General features: G+C 65.7%; 19 protein-coding genes, 1 tRNA gene, 1 pseudogene and 1 riboswitch. Of the genes and pseudogenes, 11 read left to right on the top strand and 10 right to left on the bottom strand.

The window, feature by feature from the left end:
- Positions 1-131 precede the first annotated feature (131 nt).
- Complete coding sequence (locus QI450_RS01045; RefSeq protein ID WP_226773670.1) at positions 132-1,292, top strand: globin domain-containing protein; 1,161 nt, start codon at positions 132-134, stop codon at positions 1,290-1,292.
- A gap of 99 nt (positions 1,293-1,391) precedes the next feature.
- Here the strand turns inward: QI450_RS01045 and QI450_RS01040 are convergent, their stop codons facing one another.
- A complete protein-coding gene (locus QI450_RS01040) occupies positions 1,392-3,224 on the bottom strand; it encodes a phosphoenolpyruvate carboxykinase (GTP) (RefSeq protein ID WP_226773671.1) in 1,833 nt (610 codons plus the stop codon).
- Between the two features lie 275 nt (positions 3,225-3,499).
- Between QI450_RS01040 and QI450_RS01035 the strand changes: the two genes are divergently transcribed.
- The 6 genes from QI450_RS01035 to QI450_RS01010 all read left to right on the top strand — a co-directional run bounded on the left by QI450_RS01035 (position 3,500) and on the right by QI450_RS01010 (position 9,377).
- Positions 3,500-3,573: transfer RNA gene (locus QI450_RS01035), tRNA-Arg, on the top strand.
- A gap of 123 nt (positions 3,574-3,696) precedes the next feature.
- Complete coding sequence (locus QI450_RS01030) at positions 3,697-5,154, top strand: NAD(P)/FAD-dependent oxidoreductase (protein WP_226773672.1); 1,458 nt, start codon at positions 3,697-3,699, stop codon at positions 5,152-5,154.
- A gap of 85 nt (positions 5,155-5,239) precedes the next feature.
- Positions 5,240-6,016 (top strand): ABC transporter ATP-binding protein, encoded by a 777-nt coding sequence (locus tag QI450_RS01025; protein WP_226773673.1) that lies wholly within the window; start codon positions 5,240-5,242, stop codon positions 6,014-6,016.
- The gene (locus QI450_RS01020; protein WP_226773674.1) at positions 6,013-8,061 is read left to right on the top strand and encodes a YhgE/Pip domain-containing protein; all 2,049 of its coding nucleotides are present in this window, start codon (positions 6,013-6,015) and stop codon (positions 8,059-8,061) included. Before QI450_RS01025 ends, QI450_RS01020 begins: the two co-directional genes overlap by 4 nt.
- Positions 8,058-8,675: a TetR/AcrR family transcriptional regulator gene (locus tag QI450_RS01015; RefSeq protein ID WP_226773675.1), complete on the top strand. Its 618-nt coding sequence runs from the start codon at positions 8,058-8,060 to the stop codon at positions 8,673-8,675. Before QI450_RS01020 ends, QI450_RS01015 begins: the two co-directional genes overlap by 4 nt.
- A 33-nt stretch (positions 8,676-8,708) precedes the next feature.
- A complete protein-coding gene (locus tag QI450_RS01010; protein ID WP_226773676.1) occupies positions 8,709-9,377 on the top strand; it encodes a hypothetical protein in 669 nt (222 codons plus the stop codon).
- A 169-nt stretch (positions 9,378-9,546) separates the two neighbouring features.
- On the opposite strand, the gene QI450_RS01005 is transcribed toward QI450_RS01010, so the two are convergent.
- From QI450_RS01005 to QI450_RS00985, 5 genes are all read right to left on the bottom strand, one after another.
- Positions 9,547-9,852 carry a winged helix-turn-helix domain-containing protein gene (locus tag QI450_RS01005; protein ID WP_226773702.1) on the bottom strand — a complete coding sequence of 102 codons (306 nt, stop codon included), beginning with the start codon at positions 9,850-9,852 and terminating at the stop codon, positions 9,547-9,549.
- A gap of 115 nt (positions 9,853-9,967) precedes the next feature.
- Entirely contained in the window at positions 9,968-11,080 is a 1,113-nt protein-coding gene (locus tag QI450_RS01000) for a TerC family protein (RefSeq protein ID WP_282468075.1), read from the bottom strand.
- A gap of 239 nt (positions 11,081-11,319) precedes the next feature.
- Positions 11,320-12,120, bottom strand: a complete 801-nt coding sequence (gene heR / locus QI450_RS00995) for a heliorhodopsin HeR (protein ID WP_226773678.1) — start codon at positions 12,118-12,120, stop codon at positions 11,320-11,322.
- 168 nt (positions 12,121-12,288) lie between these two features.
- Complete coding sequence (locus QI450_RS00990; RefSeq protein WP_226773679.1) at positions 12,289-12,816, bottom strand: histidine phosphatase family protein; 528 nt, start codon at positions 12,814-12,816, stop codon at positions 12,289-12,291.
- Between the two features lie 110 nt (positions 12,817-12,926).
- Positions 12,927-13,790, bottom strand: coding sequence for a winged helix-turn-helix domain-containing protein (locus QI450_RS00985; protein ID WP_226773680.1), 864 nt, complete (start codon positions 13,788-13,790; stop codon positions 12,927-12,929).
- Positions 13,791-14,473: 683 nt separating this feature from the next.
- On the opposite strand from QI450_RS00985, the gene QI450_RS00980 reads away from it, so the two are divergent.
- From QI450_RS00980 to QI450_RS00970, 3 genes are all read left to right on the top strand, one after another.
- A complete protein-coding gene (locus QI450_RS00980) occupies positions 14,474-15,214 on the top strand; it encodes a response regulator transcription factor (protein WP_226773681.1) in 741 nt (246 codons plus the stop codon).
- Between the two features lie 3 nt (positions 15,215-15,217).
- On the top strand, positions 15,218-16,849 hold the full coding sequence (locus tag QI450_RS00975) for a HAMP domain-containing sensor histidine kinase (protein ID WP_226773682.1): 1,632 nt from the start codon (positions 15,218-15,220) through the stop codon (positions 16,847-16,849).
- A 110-nt stretch (positions 16,850-16,959) separates the two neighbouring features.
- A riboswitch (cyclic di-AMP (ydaO/yuaA leader) is annotated at positions 16,960-17,146 on the top strand.
- Positions 17,146-17,880 carry a hypothetical protein gene (locus QI450_RS00970; RefSeq protein ID WP_226773683.1) on the top strand — a complete coding sequence of 245 codons (735 nt, stop codon included), beginning with the start codon at positions 17,146-17,148 and terminating at the stop codon, positions 17,878-17,880. It overlaps the preceding riboswitch by 1 nt.
- Before the next feature lie 42 nt (positions 17,881-17,922).
- On the opposite strand, the gene QI450_RS00965 is transcribed toward QI450_RS00970, so the two are convergent.
- The 4 genes and pseudogenes from QI450_RS00965 to QI450_RS00955 all read right to left on the bottom strand — a co-directional run bounded on the left by QI450_RS00965 (position 17,923) and on the right by QI450_RS00955 (position 20,443).
- On the bottom strand, positions 17,923-18,606 hold the full coding sequence (locus QI450_RS00965; protein ID WP_226773703.1) for an HAD-IA family hydrolase: 684 nt from the start codon (positions 18,604-18,606) through the stop codon (positions 17,923-17,925).
- A 72-nt stretch (positions 18,607-18,678) separates the two neighbouring features.
- Positions 18,679-18,937: pseudogene (locus QI450_RS18070) on the bottom strand (VOC family protein); the annotation flags it as partial.
- Between the two features lie 93 nt (positions 18,938-19,030).
- A complete protein-coding gene (gene upp / locus QI450_RS00960) occupies positions 19,031-19,666 on the bottom strand; it encodes a uracil phosphoribosyltransferase (protein ID WP_226773684.1) in 636 nt (211 codons plus the stop codon).
- Between the two features lie 12 nt (positions 19,667-19,678).
- Entirely contained in the window at positions 19,679-20,443 is a 765-nt protein-coding gene (locus QI450_RS00955) for a phosphatase PAP2 family protein (protein ID WP_226773704.1), read from the bottom strand.
- A gap of 149 nt (positions 20,444-20,592) precedes the next feature.
- Here QI450_RS00955 and QI450_RS00950 point away from each other — a divergent pair, with 149 nt between their 5' ends.
- Positions 20,593-21,096, top strand: coding sequence for a nucleoside deaminase (locus QI450_RS00950; RefSeq protein WP_226773685.1), 504 nt, complete (start codon positions 20,593-20,595; stop codon positions 21,094-21,096).
- Positions 21,097-21,122 lie beyond the last annotated feature (26 nt).

Genomic DNA, 21,122 nt, shown 5'->3' with positions numbered 1-21,122 from the left:
CGCCCGGGAATCCACCCGATTTGAAGTTGTTTTCTACACGCTGTAAAACTGAAGTATAAATACTTGCATTTCAAATACATGTATTTTCATCGGTCCGGTTACAGACCCGGGCCACTATCTCAGGAGTCCCAATGCTCTCGGACAAATCCTTCCCCGTGATCGAGGCCACCCTTCCCCTGGTCGGTTCCCGGATCGGTGAAATCACGCCCAAGTTCTACGCCCGACTCTTCGCAGCACACCCGGAACTGCTGGACGGACTCTTCAGCCGCTCCAACCAGCGCAACGGCAACCAGCAGCAGGCGCTGGCCGGGAGCATCGCCGCGTTCGCCACCCACCTGGTGAACAACCCCGGCACCCTGCCCGAGACGGTGCTCGCCCGCATCGCCCACCGCCACGCTTCCCTCGGCATCACCGAACCCCAGTACCAGGTGGTCTACGAGCACCTCTTTGCCGCCATCGCCGAGGACCTTGCCGAGGTGATCACCCCGGAGATCGCCGATGCATGGACCGAGGTCTACTGGCTCATGGCGGATGCGCTGATCAAGCTCGAAAAGGGCCTCTATGCCGCACAGGCCAACGGCACGATGTGGAGCCCGTGGCGGGTCGCCGCCAAGGCCGCTGCCGGGACCGGCTCCACGACCTTCACCCTGGAACCGGCCGACGACACCCCTGTCACTGAGGCCCTCGCCGGGCAGTACGTGAGCGTCAAGGTCCAACTGCCGGACGGGCTGCGCCAGGTCCGCCAGTACTCGCTGTCCGGCAGCGCCGGCACCAGCCGCACCTTCACCACCAAAAAGGACGACGGCGGCGAAGTCTCCCCCGTCCTGCACAACAACGTCCGGGTGGGCGACATACTCGAGATCTCCAACCCCTATGGTGAAATCACCCTTAAGGAAGGCGAAGGCCCCGTTGTGCTGGCCTCCGCAGGCATCGGCTGCACACCGACTGCCTCGATCCTGCGCTCCCTCGCGGACGCCGGCTCGGACCGCCAGGTCCTGGTCCTGCACGCGGAAAGCGACCTGGAGTCCTGGGCTTTGCGCAGCCAGATGACCGACGACGTCGAACGCCTCGACGGTGCCGACCTCCAGCTCTGGCTCGAGAGCCCGGCAGCCGGTGCCAAGAACGGCTTTATGTCGCTGCGCGAAGTGGACCTTCCGGCCAACGCCTCGCTGTACCTGTGCGGCCCGCTGCCCTTTATGAAGAGCATCCGCAACGAGGCCATCAACGCTGGTATCCCGGCGACCAAGATCCACTACGAGGTATTTGGTCCGGACATCTGGCTCGCAAGCTAGATCCCACCGCCCTGGCTTCGTAGACCCCGGCGAGGGAACGACGGCGGCCCCGCACCTTTTCGCAAGGTGCGGGGCCGCCGTCGTCAGATCAGCCCGCTGCTAGTGGGCGGCCATGCGTTCCTTCAGGCCTTCGAGTTCGGAGCGCAGGGCCTCAGGCAGGGAGTCACCGAACCTCGCGTACCACTCTTCGATCGAGGCGAGTTCGGTGTCCCACTCCTCGCGGTCCACGCGGACGGCGTCTTCGACATGAGCGTGCGTGAGGTCCAGTCCGGTCAGATCCAGGGAGTGCCCGGCCGGGACGAAGCCGATGGGGGTTTCCACGGCCTCCGCCTTGCCTTCGATCCGCTCGATGGCCCATTTGAGGACCCGAGCGTTGTCGCCGAAGCCGGGCCAGGCGAAGCCGCCCTCGGCGGTGCGCCGGAACCAGTTGACCAGGAAGATGTGCGGCAGGCGTTCGGGATCAGCCTTCCCGGAGACGCTGATCCAGTGCTTGAGGTAGTCCCCCGCGTCGTAGCCGATGAACGGGAGCATGGCCATCGGGTCGCGCCGCAGCACACCGACCTTGCCGGCCGCCGCGGCGGTCGTTTCCGAGGACAGGGTGGAGCCCATAAAAATGCCATTGGTCCAGCTCCGGGCCTGGGTAACCAGGGGCACAGTGGTCTTGCGCCGGCCGCCAAAGAGGATCGCGGAAAGCTCCACACCATCGGGGCTGTAGTACTCCTCGGCCAGCATGTCGACCTGTGATATCGGGGTGCAGAAGCGGGAGTTCGGGTGGGCTGCAGGCTGGTCCGAACCAGGAGTCCAGGAGTTGCCCTGCCAGTCGGTCAGGTGCGCGGGAACCTCGTCCGTCATCCCCTCCCACCAGACGCCGCCGTCGTCCGTCAGGGCCACGTTGGTGAAGATGCTGTGGCCCTTGGCGATGGCGCGCATGGCGTTGGGGTTGGTACCCCAGCCGGTGCCGGGGGCGACGCCGAACAGCCCGGCCTCCGGGTTGGTGGCCCGCAATTCACCTTCCTTGCCGATCCGCATCCAGGTGATGTCGTCGCCAAGGGTTTCGACGCCCCAACCCTCGATGGTCGGATCCAGCAGGGCGAGGTTGGTTTTGCCGCAGGCCGACGGGAACGCGGCAGAGATGTAGTAGTTCTTTTTCTCCGGCGAGGTCAGCTTGAGGATGAGCATGTGCTCAGCAAGCCACCCCTCATCGCGGGCCATCACGGAGGCGATGCGCAGGGCGTAGCACTTTTTGCCCAGCAGGGCGTTGCCGCCGTAGCCGGAGCCGAAGGACCAGATCGAGCGCTCCTCCGGGAAGTGCACGATCCACTTGTCCGGATTGCAGGGCCAGGCAACGTCTTCCTGGCCGGCGGCCAGCGGTGCGCCCAGGGAGTGCAGTGCCGGGACGAAGAAGGCATTGGTCGCGGTGATCTTCTCCAGCACCTCGGTGCCGATCGTGGCCATGATGCGCATGGAGGCGACAACGTACGCGCTGTCCGTAATCTCCACACCAAACTTGGGATCCTCGGCGTCAAGGTGGCCCATAACAAACGGGATGACGTACATGGTGCGGCCGTGCATGGAGCCGCTGAACAGGCCGCGCAGCTTCTCCTTCATCTCCACCGGAGCCATCCAGTTGTTGGTAAAGCCTGCATCACGTTCGTTTTCCGAGCAGATGAAGGTCTGCTCCTCGACCCGGGCCACATCGGCGGGATCGGAGAATGCCGCGAAAGATTTGGGGAACAGCTTTTCGTTCAGGCGGGTCAGTGTGCCCGCGGCAACGAGTTCATCCGTGAGCCGGGTATTCTCTTCTTCGGAGCCGTCTACCCAGTGGATCCGGTCCGGCTGGGTCAGTTCAGCTACCTCTTCAACCCATGCCAGCAGCCCGGCATGTGTGGTGGGTGCCTTTTCAAGCAACGGCAGTCGCGCCAAATCTCCCATTACGGTTCCCTTCCTCGGGTTCAGTCGTGTGTCCTAAATGTAGGGCTAGATCACCCCCCGAAAATGGGGCAGTATGTGGGGTGAATGGGGGAAGGGATTTCAAAAAGCCCGGAAATTCAAGGAATCAACACTGCGGACCGATGCTATTTTGTGACTAAGGTCACGTAGACCGGTCTAGTCAGCTATATTACACCTGTTTCGATTTGTCACCGCGGCCCCCTCTCGCGTAAAGTAATTCGAGGTTCAGGGAGCGAGAAGTTCCAGGAACAGAAAATGCGCCCATAGCTCAGCTGGATAGAGCGTCTGTCTACGGAACAGAAGGTCAGGGGTTCGAATCCCTTTGGGCGCACAGAGAAGAAGATCCGCACCGGCCTGCCGGTGCGGATCTTCTGTTTAACCCACCGGCGGGCCCAGCCCCGGCGTGCCCGCTGCGGACGGCCCGGCCGGACCTCGCGGGGGTTAGGCTTTTGCCATGACGGCACAGCAAAAACAGGAATTCGATGTCATTGTGATCGGCGCCGGTGCCGTGGGCGAGAACGTGGCGGAACGTGTGGTCCGGGGCGGGCTGACCGCAGTGCTGATCGAGGCGGAACTCGTCGGCGGCGAATGCTCCTACTGGGCTTGCATGCCTTCCAAGGCGCTGCTGCGGCCGGGTACCGCCCTGCACGGCACCCAGACCGTTCCCGGTGCAGCGGAAGCAGTCACCCGGACCCTGGACGTAGCCGCCGTCCTGAAGCGCCGCGACTCCTTTACGTCCAACTGGCAGGACGACGGCCAGGTCACCTGGGTAGCGGACGCCGGGATCGAACTCATCCGCGGCCATGGCTGGATCACCGGCAGCCGCAGCGTCGAGGTCGCGGGACTGGACGGCAACGGATACTCGCTCACGGCGCGGCACGCAGTGGTGGTGGCAACCGGGTCCGCACCAACCGTGCCGCCGCTCGAAGGCCTGTCCCAGGTGGATTACTGGACCACCCGCGAAGCAACGTCCGCGAAGGTCATCCCGGAGCGGCTGGCGGTGCTCGGCGGCGGCGTGGCAGGCACCGAACTCGCCCAGGCCTTCGCCCGGCTGGGCTCCGCCGTGACAGTGGTGGCCCGCAGCAGCCTGCTCGGCTCTTTCCCGGCGGAGGCAAGCTCCCTGGTCGCCGCCGGACTGCGTGCGGACGGCGTCGATCTCCGCCTGCACACCGGAACCAAAAGCGTCCGGGAAAACAGCGACGGCTCGCTCACCCTCGAGCTGGCGGGCGGCAGCTCCGTGACAGCCGACAAAGTCCTGGTCACCACCGGCCGGCATCCCGCCCTGGCGGGGATTGGACTGGAAAGTGTTGGCCTTGTCGCCGCGGACGGCAAAGGTCTCCGGCTGAGCACCGACTCCACCGGCCTGGTCACGGGTTTGGCCGGGAACGGCGGGGACCCGTGGCTCTACGCCGTCGGCGATGCAGCGGGCAAGGTCATGCTGACTCATCAAGGCAAGTATGAGGCCCGGGCCACCGGCGATGCGATTGCCGCCCGCGCCAAGGGCGAGCTCTCAGGCGATCCGGCCCCGTGGAGCCGCTTCGCCCAGACAGCAGACGAGCACGCCGTCCCCAATGTCGTTTTCACGGATCCCGAACTGGCGAGTGTGGGCCGGAGTGTGGACCAGGCCCACAAGGACGGCTACCGCGCCACTTCCGTGCAGCTGCCCATCCAGGTGGCCGGTTCCGCGCTCCACGCCGAGCACTATGAGGGCTGGGCCCAGCTGGTGATCGATGAAGAGCGCACGGTCCTGCTCGGCGCCACGTTCGCGGGACCGGACGTGGCCGAACTGCTGCACGCCGCGACCATTGCCATCGTCGGAGAAGTTCCGCTGGACCGGCTCTGGCATGCCGTCCCGTCCTACCCCACCATCAGTGAGGTGTGGCTCCGGCTGCTCGAAGCGTACGGCCTGTGATCAGTTGATCACACGGGAGGATTCTTATTTGAACTGACCAGTCAGTTCAGTTAGCCTTGGAGGAGACCCGACCCGAAAGGCTTATATGCTCTCCGCGCAACACCTCCAGGTGAACGGCCGCCGGAATGACCTGCTTCCGCCCACCTCCCTTGAGGTGCTCCCCGGGGAGCTGCTTCTGGTGGAAGGCGACGGCCAGGACCAGCGGACCGCACTCGCGCTCACACTCAGCGGCCGGATGAGGCCCTCCGGCGGAGTGATCAGCTGGGACGGCAACCCCAAGATCAAGCGCCTCCGCCTGGCCAGCTCCCTGGTGGACTCCCCGGGTGTCAACGAGCCCGAACAGCATCTCAGCGTGGGCGATCTGGTCACCGAGGACCTGGCGCTTGTCCCCCGGCGTTATCGCGGAGCGCTGCTCAGCAAACCCTGGCTCAAGGTCAACCGCTTCGAGGACATTGCCGATCTGTGGACCGAGGAGATTCCGGCCCGGCGGCGCGTCGAACTGCTCACCGCACTGGCCTTGGCGAATCCCCGCACGGATCTCCTGGTCATCGACTCCCCGGACCGGCACAGCGCGGATTCCGGCGACTGGCTGCCCCGGCTGCAGGAACTGGCGTACGACGGCGGACGGCCGCTCGCCGTCGTCGCGACGGTCGCAGCGCTTCCGGTCGGCTGGACCGGACCCTTCGCCGCCATTGGGAACGCCGTTGAGGCTGCGCCCGCAGCTGCACCGGCGGCGGTGGCACCCGCTGACGCCGACACGTCCGGCACGTCCGGCACGTCCGACACTCGGAAAATGGACATCCCTCCCGGAAAGCACCGGGACCACCCATCAATCCTGCTCGAAACCGAGGACTCACAGTGACTGTTCTGCGGCTGGCCCGCTCCGAACTCAAGCGTATGACCGGCGGACTCCTGCCGAAGCTGACCATCCTTGCCCTGACCCTGGTGCCGTTGCTCTATGGCGCGGTGTATCTCTACGCCAACTGGGATCCCTACGGGAACCTGGACCAGATCGACGCCGCCCTGGTGGTCGAGGACACGGGGGCGGCCGCCAGCGACGGAACCCGGCTGGAAACCGGAAAGACGGTCGCAGACAGCCTGGTCGAGGCCCACGTCTTCAACTGGCAGACCGTAGCCACTGCCGAAGAAGCAGACCAGGGCGTGAACAGCGGCAAGTACTCGTTCGCGCTCAAGATTCCCAGGGACTTCTCGGCCAATCTCGTCTCGCCGGGCAGCTTTGACGCCGCAAACCAGGCGATGCTGAATGTCACCACCAACGATGCCAACAGCTATGTGCTCAGCACCGTTGTGGACAAGCTGACCACCGCCGTGCACTCAACGGTGGCCAAGGAGGTGGGCGAGGAAACGGCCAACGAACTGCTGACCGGCTTTGGCACCATCCACACCCAGATGGTCAAGGCGTCCGACGGCGCCGGGCAACTCGCCGGCGGAGTCGCCAAGCTCCGCGAGGGGGCGTTCGCCCTCCACCAGGGCACCGGCGATCTCAAGAGCGGCGCCGCCGAGCTCTACGCCGGCCAGCTCAAACTCCGGGACGGGGCCACCGCCCTCAACACCGGGGCGGACCAGCTCAGCAGCGGACTGTCCCAGCTCAAGGACAAAACCGCCACCTTGCCTGCCGATTCCCGGACCCTGGCCGACGGCGCCGCGCAGATCGCCGCCGGAAACGCGGCGCTGAACACGAAGGTACAGGGACTCGCAGGGCAGCTGGCAGCCACCGAGCAGGCGACCGCCCAGGCCCAGCGCGGCCGCGTCCTCGCGTCCAATGACCGGCTCGTCGCGGCCGGCAGCATCACCCCGGCCCAGGCCGGTCTCATCCTCGCGGACTTCGACGCAAATGCCGCCCCGCCGGCCTCCCCGGGACCTGCGGCCGCGCTCAAGTCAGCCGCAGGGCAGATCCAGCAGCTGGCGGACGGCTCAGCGGCTGTCAGCGCAGGAGCGTCCCGGCTTGCGGAAGCAACCCCGGCCCTCGGCAGCGCCATTAGCCAGTCATCCACCGGCGCGGACCAGCTGGCCGCCGGCGCGTCCGGCCTCGCCGCCGGTGAGCAAAGCGCCCTGGACGGTGCCGCAAAACTCTCCGGAGGTGCGCAAACACTCGACGACGGTGCCGCGCAGCTGGAAAGTGGAACGGCGACGGCAGCCGACGGCGCGGGCACCCTCGCCGCCGAACTCGCCAAGGGTGCCGGCCAGGTCCCGAACCCCAACGACTCCCAAAAAAGCAGCCTGTCCAAGGTGATCGCTGACCCAGTGGCGGTCAGCAACGTCTCGCAGGCCAAGGCCGCTTCCTATGGTGCGGGCCTGGCCCCGTTCTTCCTGACGCTGGCACTATGGATCGGGATATTTATGCTGGTCCAGGCAATGCGGCCGATCACGCAGCGGGCGCTGGCATCCAACGCCCCGTCGTGGAAGATCGCCGTAGGCGGCTGGCTGCCCTTCCTGGCCGTCGCGGTGGTCCAGGCAAGCCTGCTCACCCTCGTGGTCGACGTAGCGCTGGGCCTCAACCCCGTTCACCCCGTCCTGATGTGGTTGTTTATGCTGGCTGCCGCGATGGCCTTCACCGCCATCATCCAGGGTGTGGTGGCACTGCTGGGAACTCCGGGGAAATTTGTGGTTCTTGTCCTTCTGGTCCTGCAGCTGGTCTCCTCCGGCGGAACTTTCCCCTGGCAGACCACTCCCCCGCCGCTGCACGTTGTCCACGAGGTCCTGCCAATGGGATACGTGGTGTCCGGAATGCGGCACCTGATCTACGGCGCCGACCTGTCAATGATCGTGCCCACGGCGGCGGGCCTGCTTGGTTACACCGTGCTGGGGGCGGCGCTGTCCACGCTGGCCGTTCACAAGCACAAGTTCTGGACCCTCAAGACCCTGAAACCGGAGATCACAGTATGAGCGAAGTGGAGTCCGGCGACAAGAAGCTCCGCCCCGGACGGACCAACGCCACCAAGCAGAAGCTGTTCGAGGCCTCGATGGAGCTGATCGGTGAACGCGGGGCCGCCGGCGTCACGGTGGATGAGATTGCTGCGGCGGCCGGCGTTTCCAAAGGAACCGTGTACTACAACTTCGGCAGCAAGTCCGATCTGATTGCCCAGTTGCTCCGCTACGGCGTGGACATCCTGCTGACCGGGCTGCTCAGCGTTCGGGATGAATCCGGGGATCCGTTGGAACAAATGGACGTTATGATCGGCCGGGCCATGGACTTTATGGCTGAATACCCCTCCTTCGCGAGGCTGTGGGTCAGCGAGAACTGGCGTACCCCAAGTGAATGGCAGGAGACGTTCGCCGAGCTCCGCGGACGGCTGCTGGAAGTAGTCGGAGCGGCGATCGATGCGGTGGCGGCCGTCTACCCGGTGGATCCTGCCGTGTCCCGCGGCAGCCTGGAGACCGCCATCCTGGGGGCCTGCTTCGTAGTTGGCCTGGACCGGCAGGCCTACAACCCGGAGCGGACCCGCGAGCAAAGCGTCGGCGCCATTATGACCTCCATGCGCGGCTACGTTGCAAAGTAGCCCCGCTCGGGGATGATGATTCACATGGGCCACATGAGTAACAGCGGCAAGTTTGCCATCGGTGCGTTCCTCGCCGCCCTGGCGCTTCTGGCGTTGGCTGGCATCACACTCCACGAAACGGTGTTCCTGTGGTTCCTGGCGGCCGCCGGGGCAGCCTATGTGGCCTGCGTTTCCGAGGTGGTCATCCGCCGGCGGCACCGGACGCTGGCAGCCAGCGGGATCGGGAGCATGCTGTTTATCGCCTTCGGCATAGCGTTCCTGCGACAGTGGGGATTGGCCTTCAACGCTGATCCGGATGCGATGTCGGCTCCGGTGGATTCGGACCACCCGGACCTGTACTTCTACCTCGCCGCCGCGGCCGGCGCAGCTACCCTGCTGCTGCTGGTTGCCGGAACCGTCCTCCCGGGGCGGGGCAGGCAACCGCGGCCCCGCGGTTCCGTTCCCGGCCGCCGTCCGACGGCCGCGCGGGGCACCGCTTCCAAAGCCCCGGCCGGCCGCCGCGCACCCTCCCGGACTGCCAGCCAGCGGCCGGCACCACGGTCCGCAGCGCCGCCGGCACGCGCTCCTGCCCCGCGGCCTGCAGCCCCGGGAGCCAGGCGTCCGGCCCCGTCCGCCGGGCGAACCACCGGCACAAAGTCCGTTGCCAAAGGCCCCGCCAAATCAGTGGAACGCACCCCGGCACGGTCGTCGACGCGCCGCTGAACTTCGGTGCGCCGGCCCCCCGCCGGGCATACCCCGGCTCAGCGCCGGCCCCCGGGCGGGCATACCCCGGCTCAGCGCCGGCCGCCGGGCATGCCCGGCGGGATCGTCTGCCCGGCTCGTGACCATCCCGTCCGGAAGAATTGTGGGATGGCTTGGCCCGGGTCGCGGCTCACGGTTCGGAGAATAGCTCGATGAGTCCGTCGATTTCCCGGGCCGCGGTGGTGGGGTGGCGGAAGTGCTGATGGGGTTCGATGGCGTACTGGGTGCGCCGTCCGACGCGGGTGCGGTGCAGGTACCCTCCGGTTTCCAGGTCCTTGAGGATCTGCAGGGCTGCACGTGGCGTTATGCCGACTCGTTCGGCGATGTCAGTGACCCGCAGCCGCGGATCCGTCGCCACGGCCAAAAGGACATGTCCGTGGTTCGTGAGGAAGGTCCAGGCCGGGCGTGGGGATGCGGCCGGCTCGGCGCGGATCATTTGATTCAGGATCGTGACTGGTCTGCTGGGCGGAACGGTCATGGTTGCTCCTGGCTGACGTGTGCGCTGGCGGGATCGGATTGCGGATGCGGCATAAGCAATAGTTCGTGTCCGCTCATCTGCGTTCACCCGGACCCGGACCCGGCGCGTCCGCGGAACCGCCGGTGTCACCGTTGCCGGGGGCATCGGCGGTGGCCGTGGTTGTTGCTTCCGTGCGCTGGCGCGCGCGTCCCCACAGTGGTTCCAGCTCGGCGATCTCCGCAGCCGAGGCGGTTCCGAACGGGGAGGATGCCGGCGCCTCGGGAACCGTGCGTTCTTGGCCCCGGGTGGCCCAGAGGCTGATTCCGATGGACACCGCCAGGATAGTGGCGATGACGGCCAGAGACAGCGGTGTGGGGATGTAGTAGAGGTCGATCTTAAGGAACATTTTGATGCCTACCCAGATCAGGACGAGCGCGAGTCCGATTTTGAGGTAGATGAAGCGGTGGATCATGTCAGAGAGTAGGAAGTACATTGCCCGCAGGCCCAGGATGGCGAACGCGTTGGCGGTGAAGACCAGGAACACTTCGTCGGTGACGGCGAAGATCGCGGGGATGGAGTCCACGGCGAAAATGATGTCGGTGACCTCAATGAGGGCCAGCACCGCGAGCAGCGGGGTGGCCAGCAGGACGCCGTCCTTGCGGATCAGGAAGCGCTGGCCGTGGAAGTCGTCCGTCATGGGCACACGCCGGCGGAAAAGTTTCAGTGCCCGGGACTTTTCCGGGTCAAGCACGTCGTTGCGGTGGCGGATCATCCGGTAGCCGGTGATGAGCAGGAACGCTGCAAAGAGGTACAGCACCCATTCGGCACTGGCGATGATTACCGCGCCCGCGGCGATGAAAACGCCACGGAAGACCAGCGCGCCGAGGACCCCGAAGAACAGGACCCGGTGCTGGTATTCGCGGGGTACCGCGAAGTACGTGAAGATAATTGCCCAGATGAACACGTTATCGACGGCGAGGGATTTCTCGATCAGGTAGCCGGCGAAGTATTGCTGGCCAAACTCCTGGCCGTAAATCTGCCAGATCAGGGCGCCGAAACCAACCCCGACAACAACCCAGACCGCGGACCATAGGGCCGCTTCCCGGACACGGATCACGTGTGCGCGGCGGTGGGCAAACAGGTCGACCGCAAGCATCAGGACGATGCCGCCAAGCACAGCCAGCCAAGCCCAAAAGGGAACATTCATGGGGATACCCGCTTCCAGTCAGCTCTAACCAACCGGAGGTCTTTCCCGGCCCAAAGGGGGCCTGCTCCGCCGGGCCGCTCAGGGGCGGCCGGGCTGACGACGAAACATCCAGGGGATACTCCCCTCCACGAACAGTGAAACACATTTCACCTGTTGCGGCAATGGCCGGTGGATTTCCCGGTATCCGGAAGTGACCGCCGCCCGCTGGTGGCCCGCCGGGCGTTCCCTCGGCCGCTCGGCTAGGTGAGTGCCGGGATAATCGCGCCCGAAAAAACCTGCCAGGCCAGCGCGGTCTTGGCGACAAGGCTCAGCGTAATGTAGGCCCGCTCGCCGCGCAGATAGTCCCGCCAGCCGCCGACCTGCCGGTACTGCAGCAGCTGGTTTATTGCGAACGTGTTGAAGAACAGGAACAGCGAAATGATGATCCCGTAGACAAAGGCCGGCGGGGAGGCCTCCGTGGTGGAGCCCGGAGCCAAGAAGTAAATGATGATCACGATCCACGGCACCACGCCCGCGATCGAGCCAAAGACAAACGGCAGGAACCTTCCGTTGCCGGGTGTTTCGTACTTTTCCTGCAGGGCCCCGAACATAATCATCGCCGCGTTGACGGCGAAGATCGAGAACAGCGCCGCGATATCCGTGATGCCGGTAATCTGGGCGATCAGCCAGATCATGATCGACGAACTTAGCGAGTACTCGACCCAGCGGAAGTAGTTGTGATTCGCCTTCAAGCCGGCCGCGTAGCGGGGAAAGAACCACGGCGATGAGATGAGGAAATGGAACACGGCAGACAACGCCAGGAACGCCACTACTCCCAGACCCACGTTCACATCGAACAGAGTTACCCGCTCAGGCGGCAGCGGAACACCGGGAGGACCGCTGAGGTAGTCGGCCGTGACCGCGAAGGTGACCTGGCTGCCCAGCAGGGTCAGTACGTAGGCGAAGCCGAGGGCCTGCACCAGATGCAGGGAGCCGGCCACGATGTTGTATGCCCTCAGCCGGGAGATCTTCTGATCGGCAGTGCGTACTTTCCGTGCCATCAGGAACTCCTTCAGAGTGGATGAGGCAGACACTAGCAGGGACGCAGGCGCAGAGGAACCCGTCGAGCTGAAGGACACACCGCTGATGGGCTGCGCCGGCATCGATCCGGCCGGCAGTTCGGGCCTGTTTCCAGGCTGCCGGACCGCTGAGACGACGTCGGCCGGGGATTATGTAGCCCTGGGAACCTTAAAGTGCGTGAGCCTCGCGTCCTGGCCGTCCAGTTCGGCCCAGGACTTCTCCGTCTCCATAACGGTCAGCGCACTGGTGGGGTATCGCGTGGCGGCATCCATGTAGGCATCGTGGCTCGAGTCCCGGGACGCGAGGTGCATCGCGAGGTCCTGCACTCCGGGCATGTGCGAGATCACCATCAGGGTGGTAACGGTATCCGGGACGTGGTTGATGACTGTCAGCATCCGCGACGCCGAGGCGGCGTAAAGTCCGTGCTCAAGTTTCGGCGTCGGTGCCTTGTCGCCTAATTCGCTGCAAACCCAAGTGCAGGTCTGCCGCGTGCGCAGGGCGCTGGAGCAAAGAATAAAGTCCGGGACCACACCATGTTTCAGCAGCCACTTACCGGCCTGCGGAGCATCACGGTGACCGCGCTCTTCCAGCGGCCGGTCATGGTCCGCTACGCCGCCGGGCCAATCCGCCTTGGCATGGCGCATGATCACCAGCCGTTTGATGTGATGCGCGCTCATGGATCAATCCTAGTGCGGGGTATCACCCGGTCCGCTCAATCCGGAAACGCAAAAGCGCCCGCCCCGGTTCAAAGGACGGACGCTTTCGCGTGGGGCGTGTGGGCCCAACGCTAGATCGAGTACTCCGGTGCGGCCCAGACCACAACTTCCGGGTGCTCATAGAACCGGTAACCCTGGCCGCGGACCGTCCGCACCGTGTTGGCGAGGCGGCCGAGCTTGGAGCGCAGGCGGCGGATGTGGACGTCGATGGTCCGCTCGTTGGGCACTTCTTCGGCATTGCGCCACAGGCCCTCCAGCAATTCATCACGGCCTACGGTACGGGTGCCGTTCTCAACGAGGTAGTTGAGCAGCTCGAACTCCTTGAACGTAAGGTTCAGGGATTCGCCGTCGAGTGCCACTTCACGGCGGGCAAGGTCGATCAGCACACCGGACGGGCGCGGATCCTGCGGCTGCTGCAGGCGGGCGCTCTCGGACCGCTGGCGGGAGCCCACTGTGGGGTCGCCGAAGGTGGAACGGACGACGTCGAGGGCGGAGCCCGGCGCGCTGGCCGGTGCGACGGCGACGGCGGCGTAGCTTTCGGCACCGGATACCAGCGACTGGGCGTAGGCCCGGATTTCCTGGGCCAGCTTGGCAATGGAGGTGCCGGCAGCCGCTGCTGTCTCCTCATCGATACCCATGTAGAGCACAAAACCCCGGGCGACGTTGTCAACCGGGACGGGGCGGAGGGGGCTGCCGCCGGCAGGGGCAATCACGGGCGTCGGCGCAGTGGCCGGTGCCGGCGGAACAGCCCGGAGCTGTCCATAGGAGTTGGGGTTGTAGCCCTGGGGTGCAAAACCCGGAGTGGGGAAGCTGTTTCCGGAGCCGGCGGGCGCGAAGGATGCCCTGTCGCCGAAGCCTTGGCGAATACCGGAGGTCTGGCCGGCTTTGCCGGCGTTACGGACGGAGATGTGGACGTATCCGGATGCAACTGACATGGATTGCTTACCTCAATGTGAATGGCCGTCATCGCGGCTCGAATGCTACTTTTCCCCGCAATGAATACTGGGGAGGGGCGCCCGACACTGGGCTGGGGCGAATGCCTAGAAACCTTTGGGGTGTAAAGGTTAGGCGTGCATTCGACAACAGCGCTTCCCTGCGTCAGCGGGTGCGCTGATCCAGGAAACTGCGGCTGCAGGTGCTGTTGAGTTCTTGTTCACAATTGAAGTGTGCAACGTAACAATGAAAACTTGCAAGTAACAAAGGCTCCTGGATTCCACATTCTGAGACGAATATCCACAATGTGGCGCGGATCACGCTTCGGCCAAGAGGGCGAGTCGAGCAACAGATTTTACGATCAGTAAGCAAATGCCGCCTTTTGCGAATCCTATTCGGCAAATCGAGACAACGAGCATGCATAATTCTTTGCTGGCGAGTTGAGTGACTACTGGGCCGCCACTCCACGCGGGGCTGCCGTCCCACCTGGTGGTCATCCTGCTGCCGGGAAGCGCCCGGACCCGGGATCACGCAGCTTGGCGACCGCCCAGCGGCTTATCTTGGCGACCGCATCAGCAGGACGCTGCCGTGGGCAGTCTCCTCTCCAGCTCGCTAGGGTGGGATTCACAGGTGCCGCACAGGATCACCAAAGGCGTAGCTAACCGGCAGATCGGAGAGTTGTCCCATGGCCACCTCGCACTCCATGACCAACAACCTCCCGCAGCTGAGCCATCCGGACGGCTCCCCCATCCGCGCCCTGGTAGTGGACGATGAACCGAGCCTCTCCGAGCTGATGAGCATGGGCCTGCGAATGGCGGGCTGGTCGGTGGCTGTCGCCGCCGACGGACCGGAGGCCATGAAGCTCGCCCGGGAATTCCGGCCCGACGTCCTGGTGCTCGACGTGATGCTGCCCGGGTTCGACGGCGTCGAGCTCCTCGGCAGGATCCGGGCCTTCGCGCCGGAGCTACCGGCCTTGTTCCTGACGGCAAAGGACGACGTCCAGGACCGCATCACCGGGCTGGCTGCCGGCGGCGACGACTACGTGACTAAGCCGTTCAGCATGGAGGAAGTGTTGCTCCGCCTGCACCGGCTGGTCCAGCGGTCCGGGGTGGCAGCAATGGATACGGCCGAACTCGTCGTCGGGGACCTTGTCTTGAACATCGACACACGGGAAGTGCGGCGCGCAGGTGACGAGCTCCACCTCACGGCCACCCAGTTCGAGCTGCTGCGCTACCTCATGGAGAACCCGAAACGGGTCGTCAGCAAAGCCCAAATCCTGGACCGTGTCTGGGACTACGACTTTGGCGGGCAGGCCAACATCGTGGAGCTCTACATCTCCTACCTCCGCAAAAAGGTCGACGCCGTCCACCCGCCAATGATCCACACGGTCCGCGGCGCCGGCTATGTCCTGAAGCCGGCGGACTGAATCGTGCCTGTCCGTTCCGGCAGGGCCGGCCCCGCCGGACCCGTGTGGCACACCCCTTCCAGCTGGCACCTGCGCACCCGGCTTGTTCTGGTTGCCATGGCCCTTCTGGTGGCGATCTGCGGTGCTGTCGGCCTAGTCAGTTACGCCTCGATGGATTCCTTCCTGACCAGGCAGCTCGACACACAACTCGCGCAAGCCGCGGACCGTGCCCGCGAGTTTGGCCGCACCGGCGGCCGCGCCGACCCCCTTGAGGCCCGGGGCCAGGGAATCGGGACCCTTAACGCCAGGATCGTGGCCGGCTCGGTACGCGGCGCCGGTTTCCTCGCCGAAGACGCCACCCGAAAGTCCCTGACCAGGGAGGACAACGCAGCTCTCCTGTCGCTCCCTGCGAGCAGCGAGCCGGTCAACCGATCTCTTTCCGCCGGGGCCTACCGGCTGGTAGCCTTCACGGCCCCGGACGGCGGCGTGATCGTGACCGGGCTGCCGCTCACCGAGAAATTGAACACGCTGGCCTCTTTGGTTTGGACTATGGTGCTTGTCTCTGCGGGCGGCCTTGTTGTCATTGGCCTCGCCGGCACGGCGTTGATTCGCCGCACCATGAAGCCGCTCGATCAGCTCTCCGAGGTGGCCACGAAAGTGTCCCGCCTCCCCCTCGACGCCGGAGAAGTCGGACTTGCCATGCGGGTGCCCGCATCCGCAGCACATCCCGGCACCGAGGTGGGCAGTGTTGGCCACGCCCTGAACCTGATGCTGGACAATGTATCCAACGCACTCGAAGCCCGGCAGAAGAGCGAAATGAAGGTCCGCCAGTTTGTCGCAGACGCCTCGCACGAGCTGCGCACACCCCTGACGGCGATCCGCGGGTACACCGAACTGATGCGGATGACCGAACACTTCACCCCAGACGGCGAGAAGTCCCTGGCCCGGGTGCAGAGCCAGTCCGAGCGGATGACCACCCTGGTGGAGGATCTGCTCCTGCTTGCCCGGCTGGACGAGGGCCGGCCGCTCCGCCTCAGCGACGTGGACCTCACCCAGCTGGCCATCGAGACGGTGAGCGACGAAAAAGTGATGGCACCGGACCGGGTATGGCACTTGGAGCTCCCAGCGGAGCCGGTGGTGGTCCGCGGCGACACGACCCAGCTCCACCAGGTTCTGGCCAACCTGCTCTCCAACGCACGCAAGCACACTGGAACCGGCACCACCGTGGTGACAGCTGTGCAGCGGGCTCCCGACGGCACCGCCGTGATGACCGTAACGGACAACGGCCCCGGGATCGCCCCGGAGTTCGTGGACCGGGTCTTTTCGAGGTTTACGCGCGCGGATGCGTCGCGCAGGAATCCTGCAACCGGTACAACGCCGGTATCCGGCCGGCCGCGCCCGCTCGTGCCGCTGCGCGCACACCGGCTGCCGTCCGCACCGGGTGCGGACTCACCCCTCGCCGCCGCGGCTGCCGGCCCGGCCCGAACTGCCGCGTCGTCTGAGGGCACCAGCGGGCTGGGATTGTCAATTGTGCAGTCGATTGTCGAAGCCCATGGCGGCACTGTCAGCGTAACGTCGGTGCCGGGCCGGACCGAGTTCACCGTTCGGCTGCCGGACGCTCCGGCCGAGGACCGGACACCCCGCCGCTCCAGCTAATCCGCGAAGCAATCCGCCGCGCCGAACCCGCCGCTCCTGTTATCGAAATGTGACATTGGCGTTCCGGTCCTGTACCGTTTTTAGCGTGCGGTCATCACTCGGACCGCATATCCGGATGCACGCCAAACTCTGCCGCCTCCCGGATTCCGCTGGATTAGGCAGAGGCGGGGGACCCAGAGTTCCCGGGCATTTCTGCACATTGCGCCCTTGGGGTGAAGCCGTCACGTGAGATTCCGTGCGGCCGGGTGACCTCATCCGAACCCGACAGCTAACTCCGCAGGCGTTGAGAGGCGACCATGACTGAATTCACGGTACAAACACGCCCTGAGGGCGATGTAAAGAGGCGCTCCAAGCCGTCGCGACACCGCGCCGAGCCCGCCAAACCGGCGTCGGCCCTGTCCCGGTTCACCACCGGCCTGGGCTCCACCGGCCGCCGGGCGGCAGTTGTCGCAGCGGCGTGTGCAGTGCTCGTGGGAGCCGGCGCCGCCGGCCAAGCGTCGGAGACAGCCACCCGCAACGCCAGCAGCGCCAGCAGCGCCACAAAATCGGCAGTCAGCGCGGATCCGCTGCAGCACCTCGACTTTGAACGCGTCCTGGTGGCGAACCAGACCGTCAGCCCGCCGGCCGATACCCCGGCCCCGGTCGCCGAGGTTAAGCCTGCCGAGTTACCGGCCCCCGCCGCCGCACCGGCGCCGGAGCCCGCGCCGGTTCCTGTTGCCGTTGACGATCCCGCCGGAGCGCAGGCTTATGCGGCCAGCCAACTGGGTGCCCACGGCTGGGACGCCGGCCAGATGCAGTGCCTGGTCAAACTCTGGACCAAGGAGTCTGACTGGAAGACTACTGCCACCAACCCGAGCAGCGGCGCCTACGGCGTGGTTCAGTCCCTCCCGGCCGAGAAGATGGCCAGCGCAGGCGCCGACTACCTCACGAATTACCGGACGCAGATCAACTGGGGACTGAACTACGTCCAGGAACGCTACGGCTCACCGTGCGGGGCGCTGAACTTCCACTACGCGAACAACTGGTACTGAGCTGCGGCGGAGGCACCGGCCCTTCGAAACGGGGCCACGGTTTCACAGCCGGAAAGAGATGATGCTGCGGCCGGCGTCGTCGACCCCGACCTCGCACAAGACGGCTGAGTAATCGGCGATGCGCAGCACGCCGTCGGGCAGTTCGCCGGGGTTCGGGCCTACCGCCACCGTCCGCATCCCGGCAGCCAGGCCGGCGGCGATGCCGGCCGGCGCGTCCTCGAAAACCACAGCGTCCGCCGGGTCCACTCCGAGCAGTTCGGCCGCGCGCAGGTAGCCTTCCGGGTGTGGCTTACCGCGGCCGACGAGATCTGCTGTCACGGCGGTGGCGGGCAAGGCAAGACCGGCGGCGGCCATCCGAATGTCTGCCAGCAGCCGGTCCGCCGATGTCACCAGGGCGACGGCGTCCGCCGGCAGCAGGCGCAGCAACCCGGCAGCGCCCGGCAATGCCACGATGCCGGCAGTCCTGGCGCGTTCCATGGCACCCAGTTCCGCGGTGAGGGCCGCGACGTCGGCTCCCGCCGGCGCGAAGCGCCGCACCGTGTCCGCTGCCTGAACGCCATGGGAGGTGCGCAGGATCTCGGCAAGGTCCAGACCATAGCGGGCAGCAAACTCCCCCCAGACCTGTTCCACCGCTGCGGTGGAATCAACGAGAGTCCCGTCCATGTCAAAAAGCACCGCCCGGACGGTGAAGGCGGTCGGAAGCGCGGTGCCGGTAACTGAAGTCATCGTCCCATCTTGCCGCGTACCAACCGGATGTTCCGGATCCCTTGGCTGTCCGGAGCCGGTTGACCGTGCCGTGAGCTGTTGCACCGCCCACTTGTTGCCGTCGGGATCGGCAAAGTAGAGGAAATGTCCCCAGTCCTGGACATCGACGCCGCTGCCGTCCACGCCGTTGTCCTTGAGCTGCTTGTGGGCGGCCTGAATGTCGCTGACCACGAGTTGCAGGGTCGGTGCCGTACCCGGCGGTGCATCGCTGGGGCCCTCACCGAACGCGATCGAGCAGCCCGAGCCCGGCATCGGATACGGGAACTAAAATGAGTTCGAGTTTCCAGTCCATGGGCTCAGGCCAGTCCCGTGTTGAGTTTCCCGGCAGGCCGGGCCCCCACTGGTGGGAAGGTCCGCCGCGCCGGTGTTGCTGCCGGGCGCTGGCTCAGCCGGCCACACCGTAGAGACGGTCGCCGGCGTCGCCCAGACCCGGGACGATATAGGACTTCTCGTTGAGCTTCTCGTCGATCGAAGCAAGCACGATCGTGACGTTGGCGTCAGCCAGCTCTTCTTCCAGCTTCGCCAGGCCTTCCGGCGCGGCCAGCAGGCAGATGCAGGTGACATCGGAGGCGCCGCGCTTGAAGAGGAACTTGATGGCCTCGCGCAACGTCCCGCCGGTGGCAAGCATGGGGTCCAGGACGAAGATCTGCCGGTCCGTGAGGTCCTCGGGGAGGCGCTCGGCGTACGTGATGATGTCCAGGGTTTCTTCGTCGCGGGCCATGCCCAGGAAACCGACCTCAGCGGTGGGGACCAGCTTGGTCATGCCCTCGAGCATGCCGAGGCCGGCTCGCAGGATGGGGACAACCAACGGAGTCGGTTTGGTGAAGGCGGTGCCAACTGTGGTGCTGACCGGCGTCTCGATGGTCACCGGTTGGGTGCGGACATCGCGGGTGGCCTCATACGCCAGGAGCGTGACGAGCTCCTCGGTGAGCTGGCGGAAGACCGGGGACGGGGTGTTTTTGTCCCGCAGAACGGTGAGTTTATGGGCGACCAGCGGGTGGTCCACAACGAAAGTGCGCATGGGTCAAAACTATCACCCGGCGGATGGGGTCCTGCCCGTGGGACCGGGGGCGCCGGCGTCGCGCTCCTCACCCGCAGTGCTGCCGCCGGTGGCGTCGGCGTTAAGGTGGACCTCGTTGTCAAACGTCGGGGCTGGACCGGCCTGTTCGCGGTGCCGCAGGACGTGGAAGAGCCGGTGGGCCAGGATCACTATCCCGACCCATGCCAGGCCCAGAATCCAGCCGAAGATTACATCGGTCATCCAGTGGTGGCCCAGATAGACCCGGCTCATTCCCATCGCGAAGATGAAGACCGCGCCGGCCGCTATCAGGCCCACCCGGGCGATGGTGCGTGTGATCTGCAGGCATGCGAGGTACACCACCAGGCCGATCACCACAGTGGTATTGAGCGTGTGGCCGCTGGGGAACGACGGCGATGACTCATAAGGCGGCACGGCGTCGGTGTGGTCCGGGCGGGTCCGGCCGATCAGTTTCTTGCCGATGGCGGTTGCCGTCACAGAGACCGCGGCGGCGCCTCCGATCAGGATCAGCGGCCGCCAGGTCCGGCTGGCCCAGATGAGCGCCGCCGTAAGCAGGCTGGCCAGGATGGGCATCCCGATCCCGCCGCCGATATTGGTGAATCCCGTGACGAACGAGTCGAGGGCGGGACTGCGCAACTGTTCCATCATCCCGAGGGTGGGCTTGTCCAGGTTGGCCAGGCCGGCGTCGTCCACCACGTTGTCGTAGACCTCGGCGCTTAGCAGGGCCAGGACCAGCACCACCACACCGCCGATCAGCATCGTGGCCCACAGCGCCGCGTAGGGCACCACCCATTTACCCCAACGGCGGGTCAACCAGCGCTCTGTCCCGGTCTTCACGGTTTCTCCCGAATGTCGTGCCGGGCAGCCGGGCTGCACAGCTTGCTTACTGTCGAAACTATCATTGAGCCATGACTTCCCCGCACCCCCGCCATGCCGATTGGATGGGCCTGGCCCTTGAGGACGCTCGTGCCGCACTGGCCACTGCGGACGTACCGATCGGCGCCGTTGTCATCGGTCCGGACGGTACGGTGCTCGGCCGCGGCCGCAATGAACGCGAGGCCCTCGGGGACCCGACGGCGCACGCCGAGATGGTAGCCATCCGGGCGGCTGCCGCGCGGCTGCAGGAGCCTGATTCGCGGGGCCGGAACGGCGGGGACGGCTGGCGTTTGGCGGACTGCACCCTGGTGGTGACCCTGGAGCCTTGCGCCATGTGTGCCGGGGCCGTGGTGTTGGCCCGGATTCCGCGCGTGGTATTCGGAGCGTGGGACGAGAAGGCCGGGGCCGCCGGCTCCGTCTTCGACATCCTCCGCGAGCGCCGGCTCAACCACTGGGTGGAAGTGTATGGCGGGATCAGGGAGTCCGAAAGTGCGGCGCTGCTGCGGGATTTTTTTGCCGGGCACCGCGGCAGCTAAGCCCGGCCGGGTCCTCTTCACCGCTT

It is taken from the genome of Arthrobacter sp. EM1 (assembly GCF_029964055.1).
Taxonomy (GTDB): domain Bacteria; phylum Actinomycetota; class Actinomycetes; order Actinomycetales; family Micrococcaceae; genus Arthrobacter.
The sequence above is the reverse complement of the archived record's forward strand: the minus strand, read 5'-3'. Positions and strand labels throughout refer to the sequence as shown.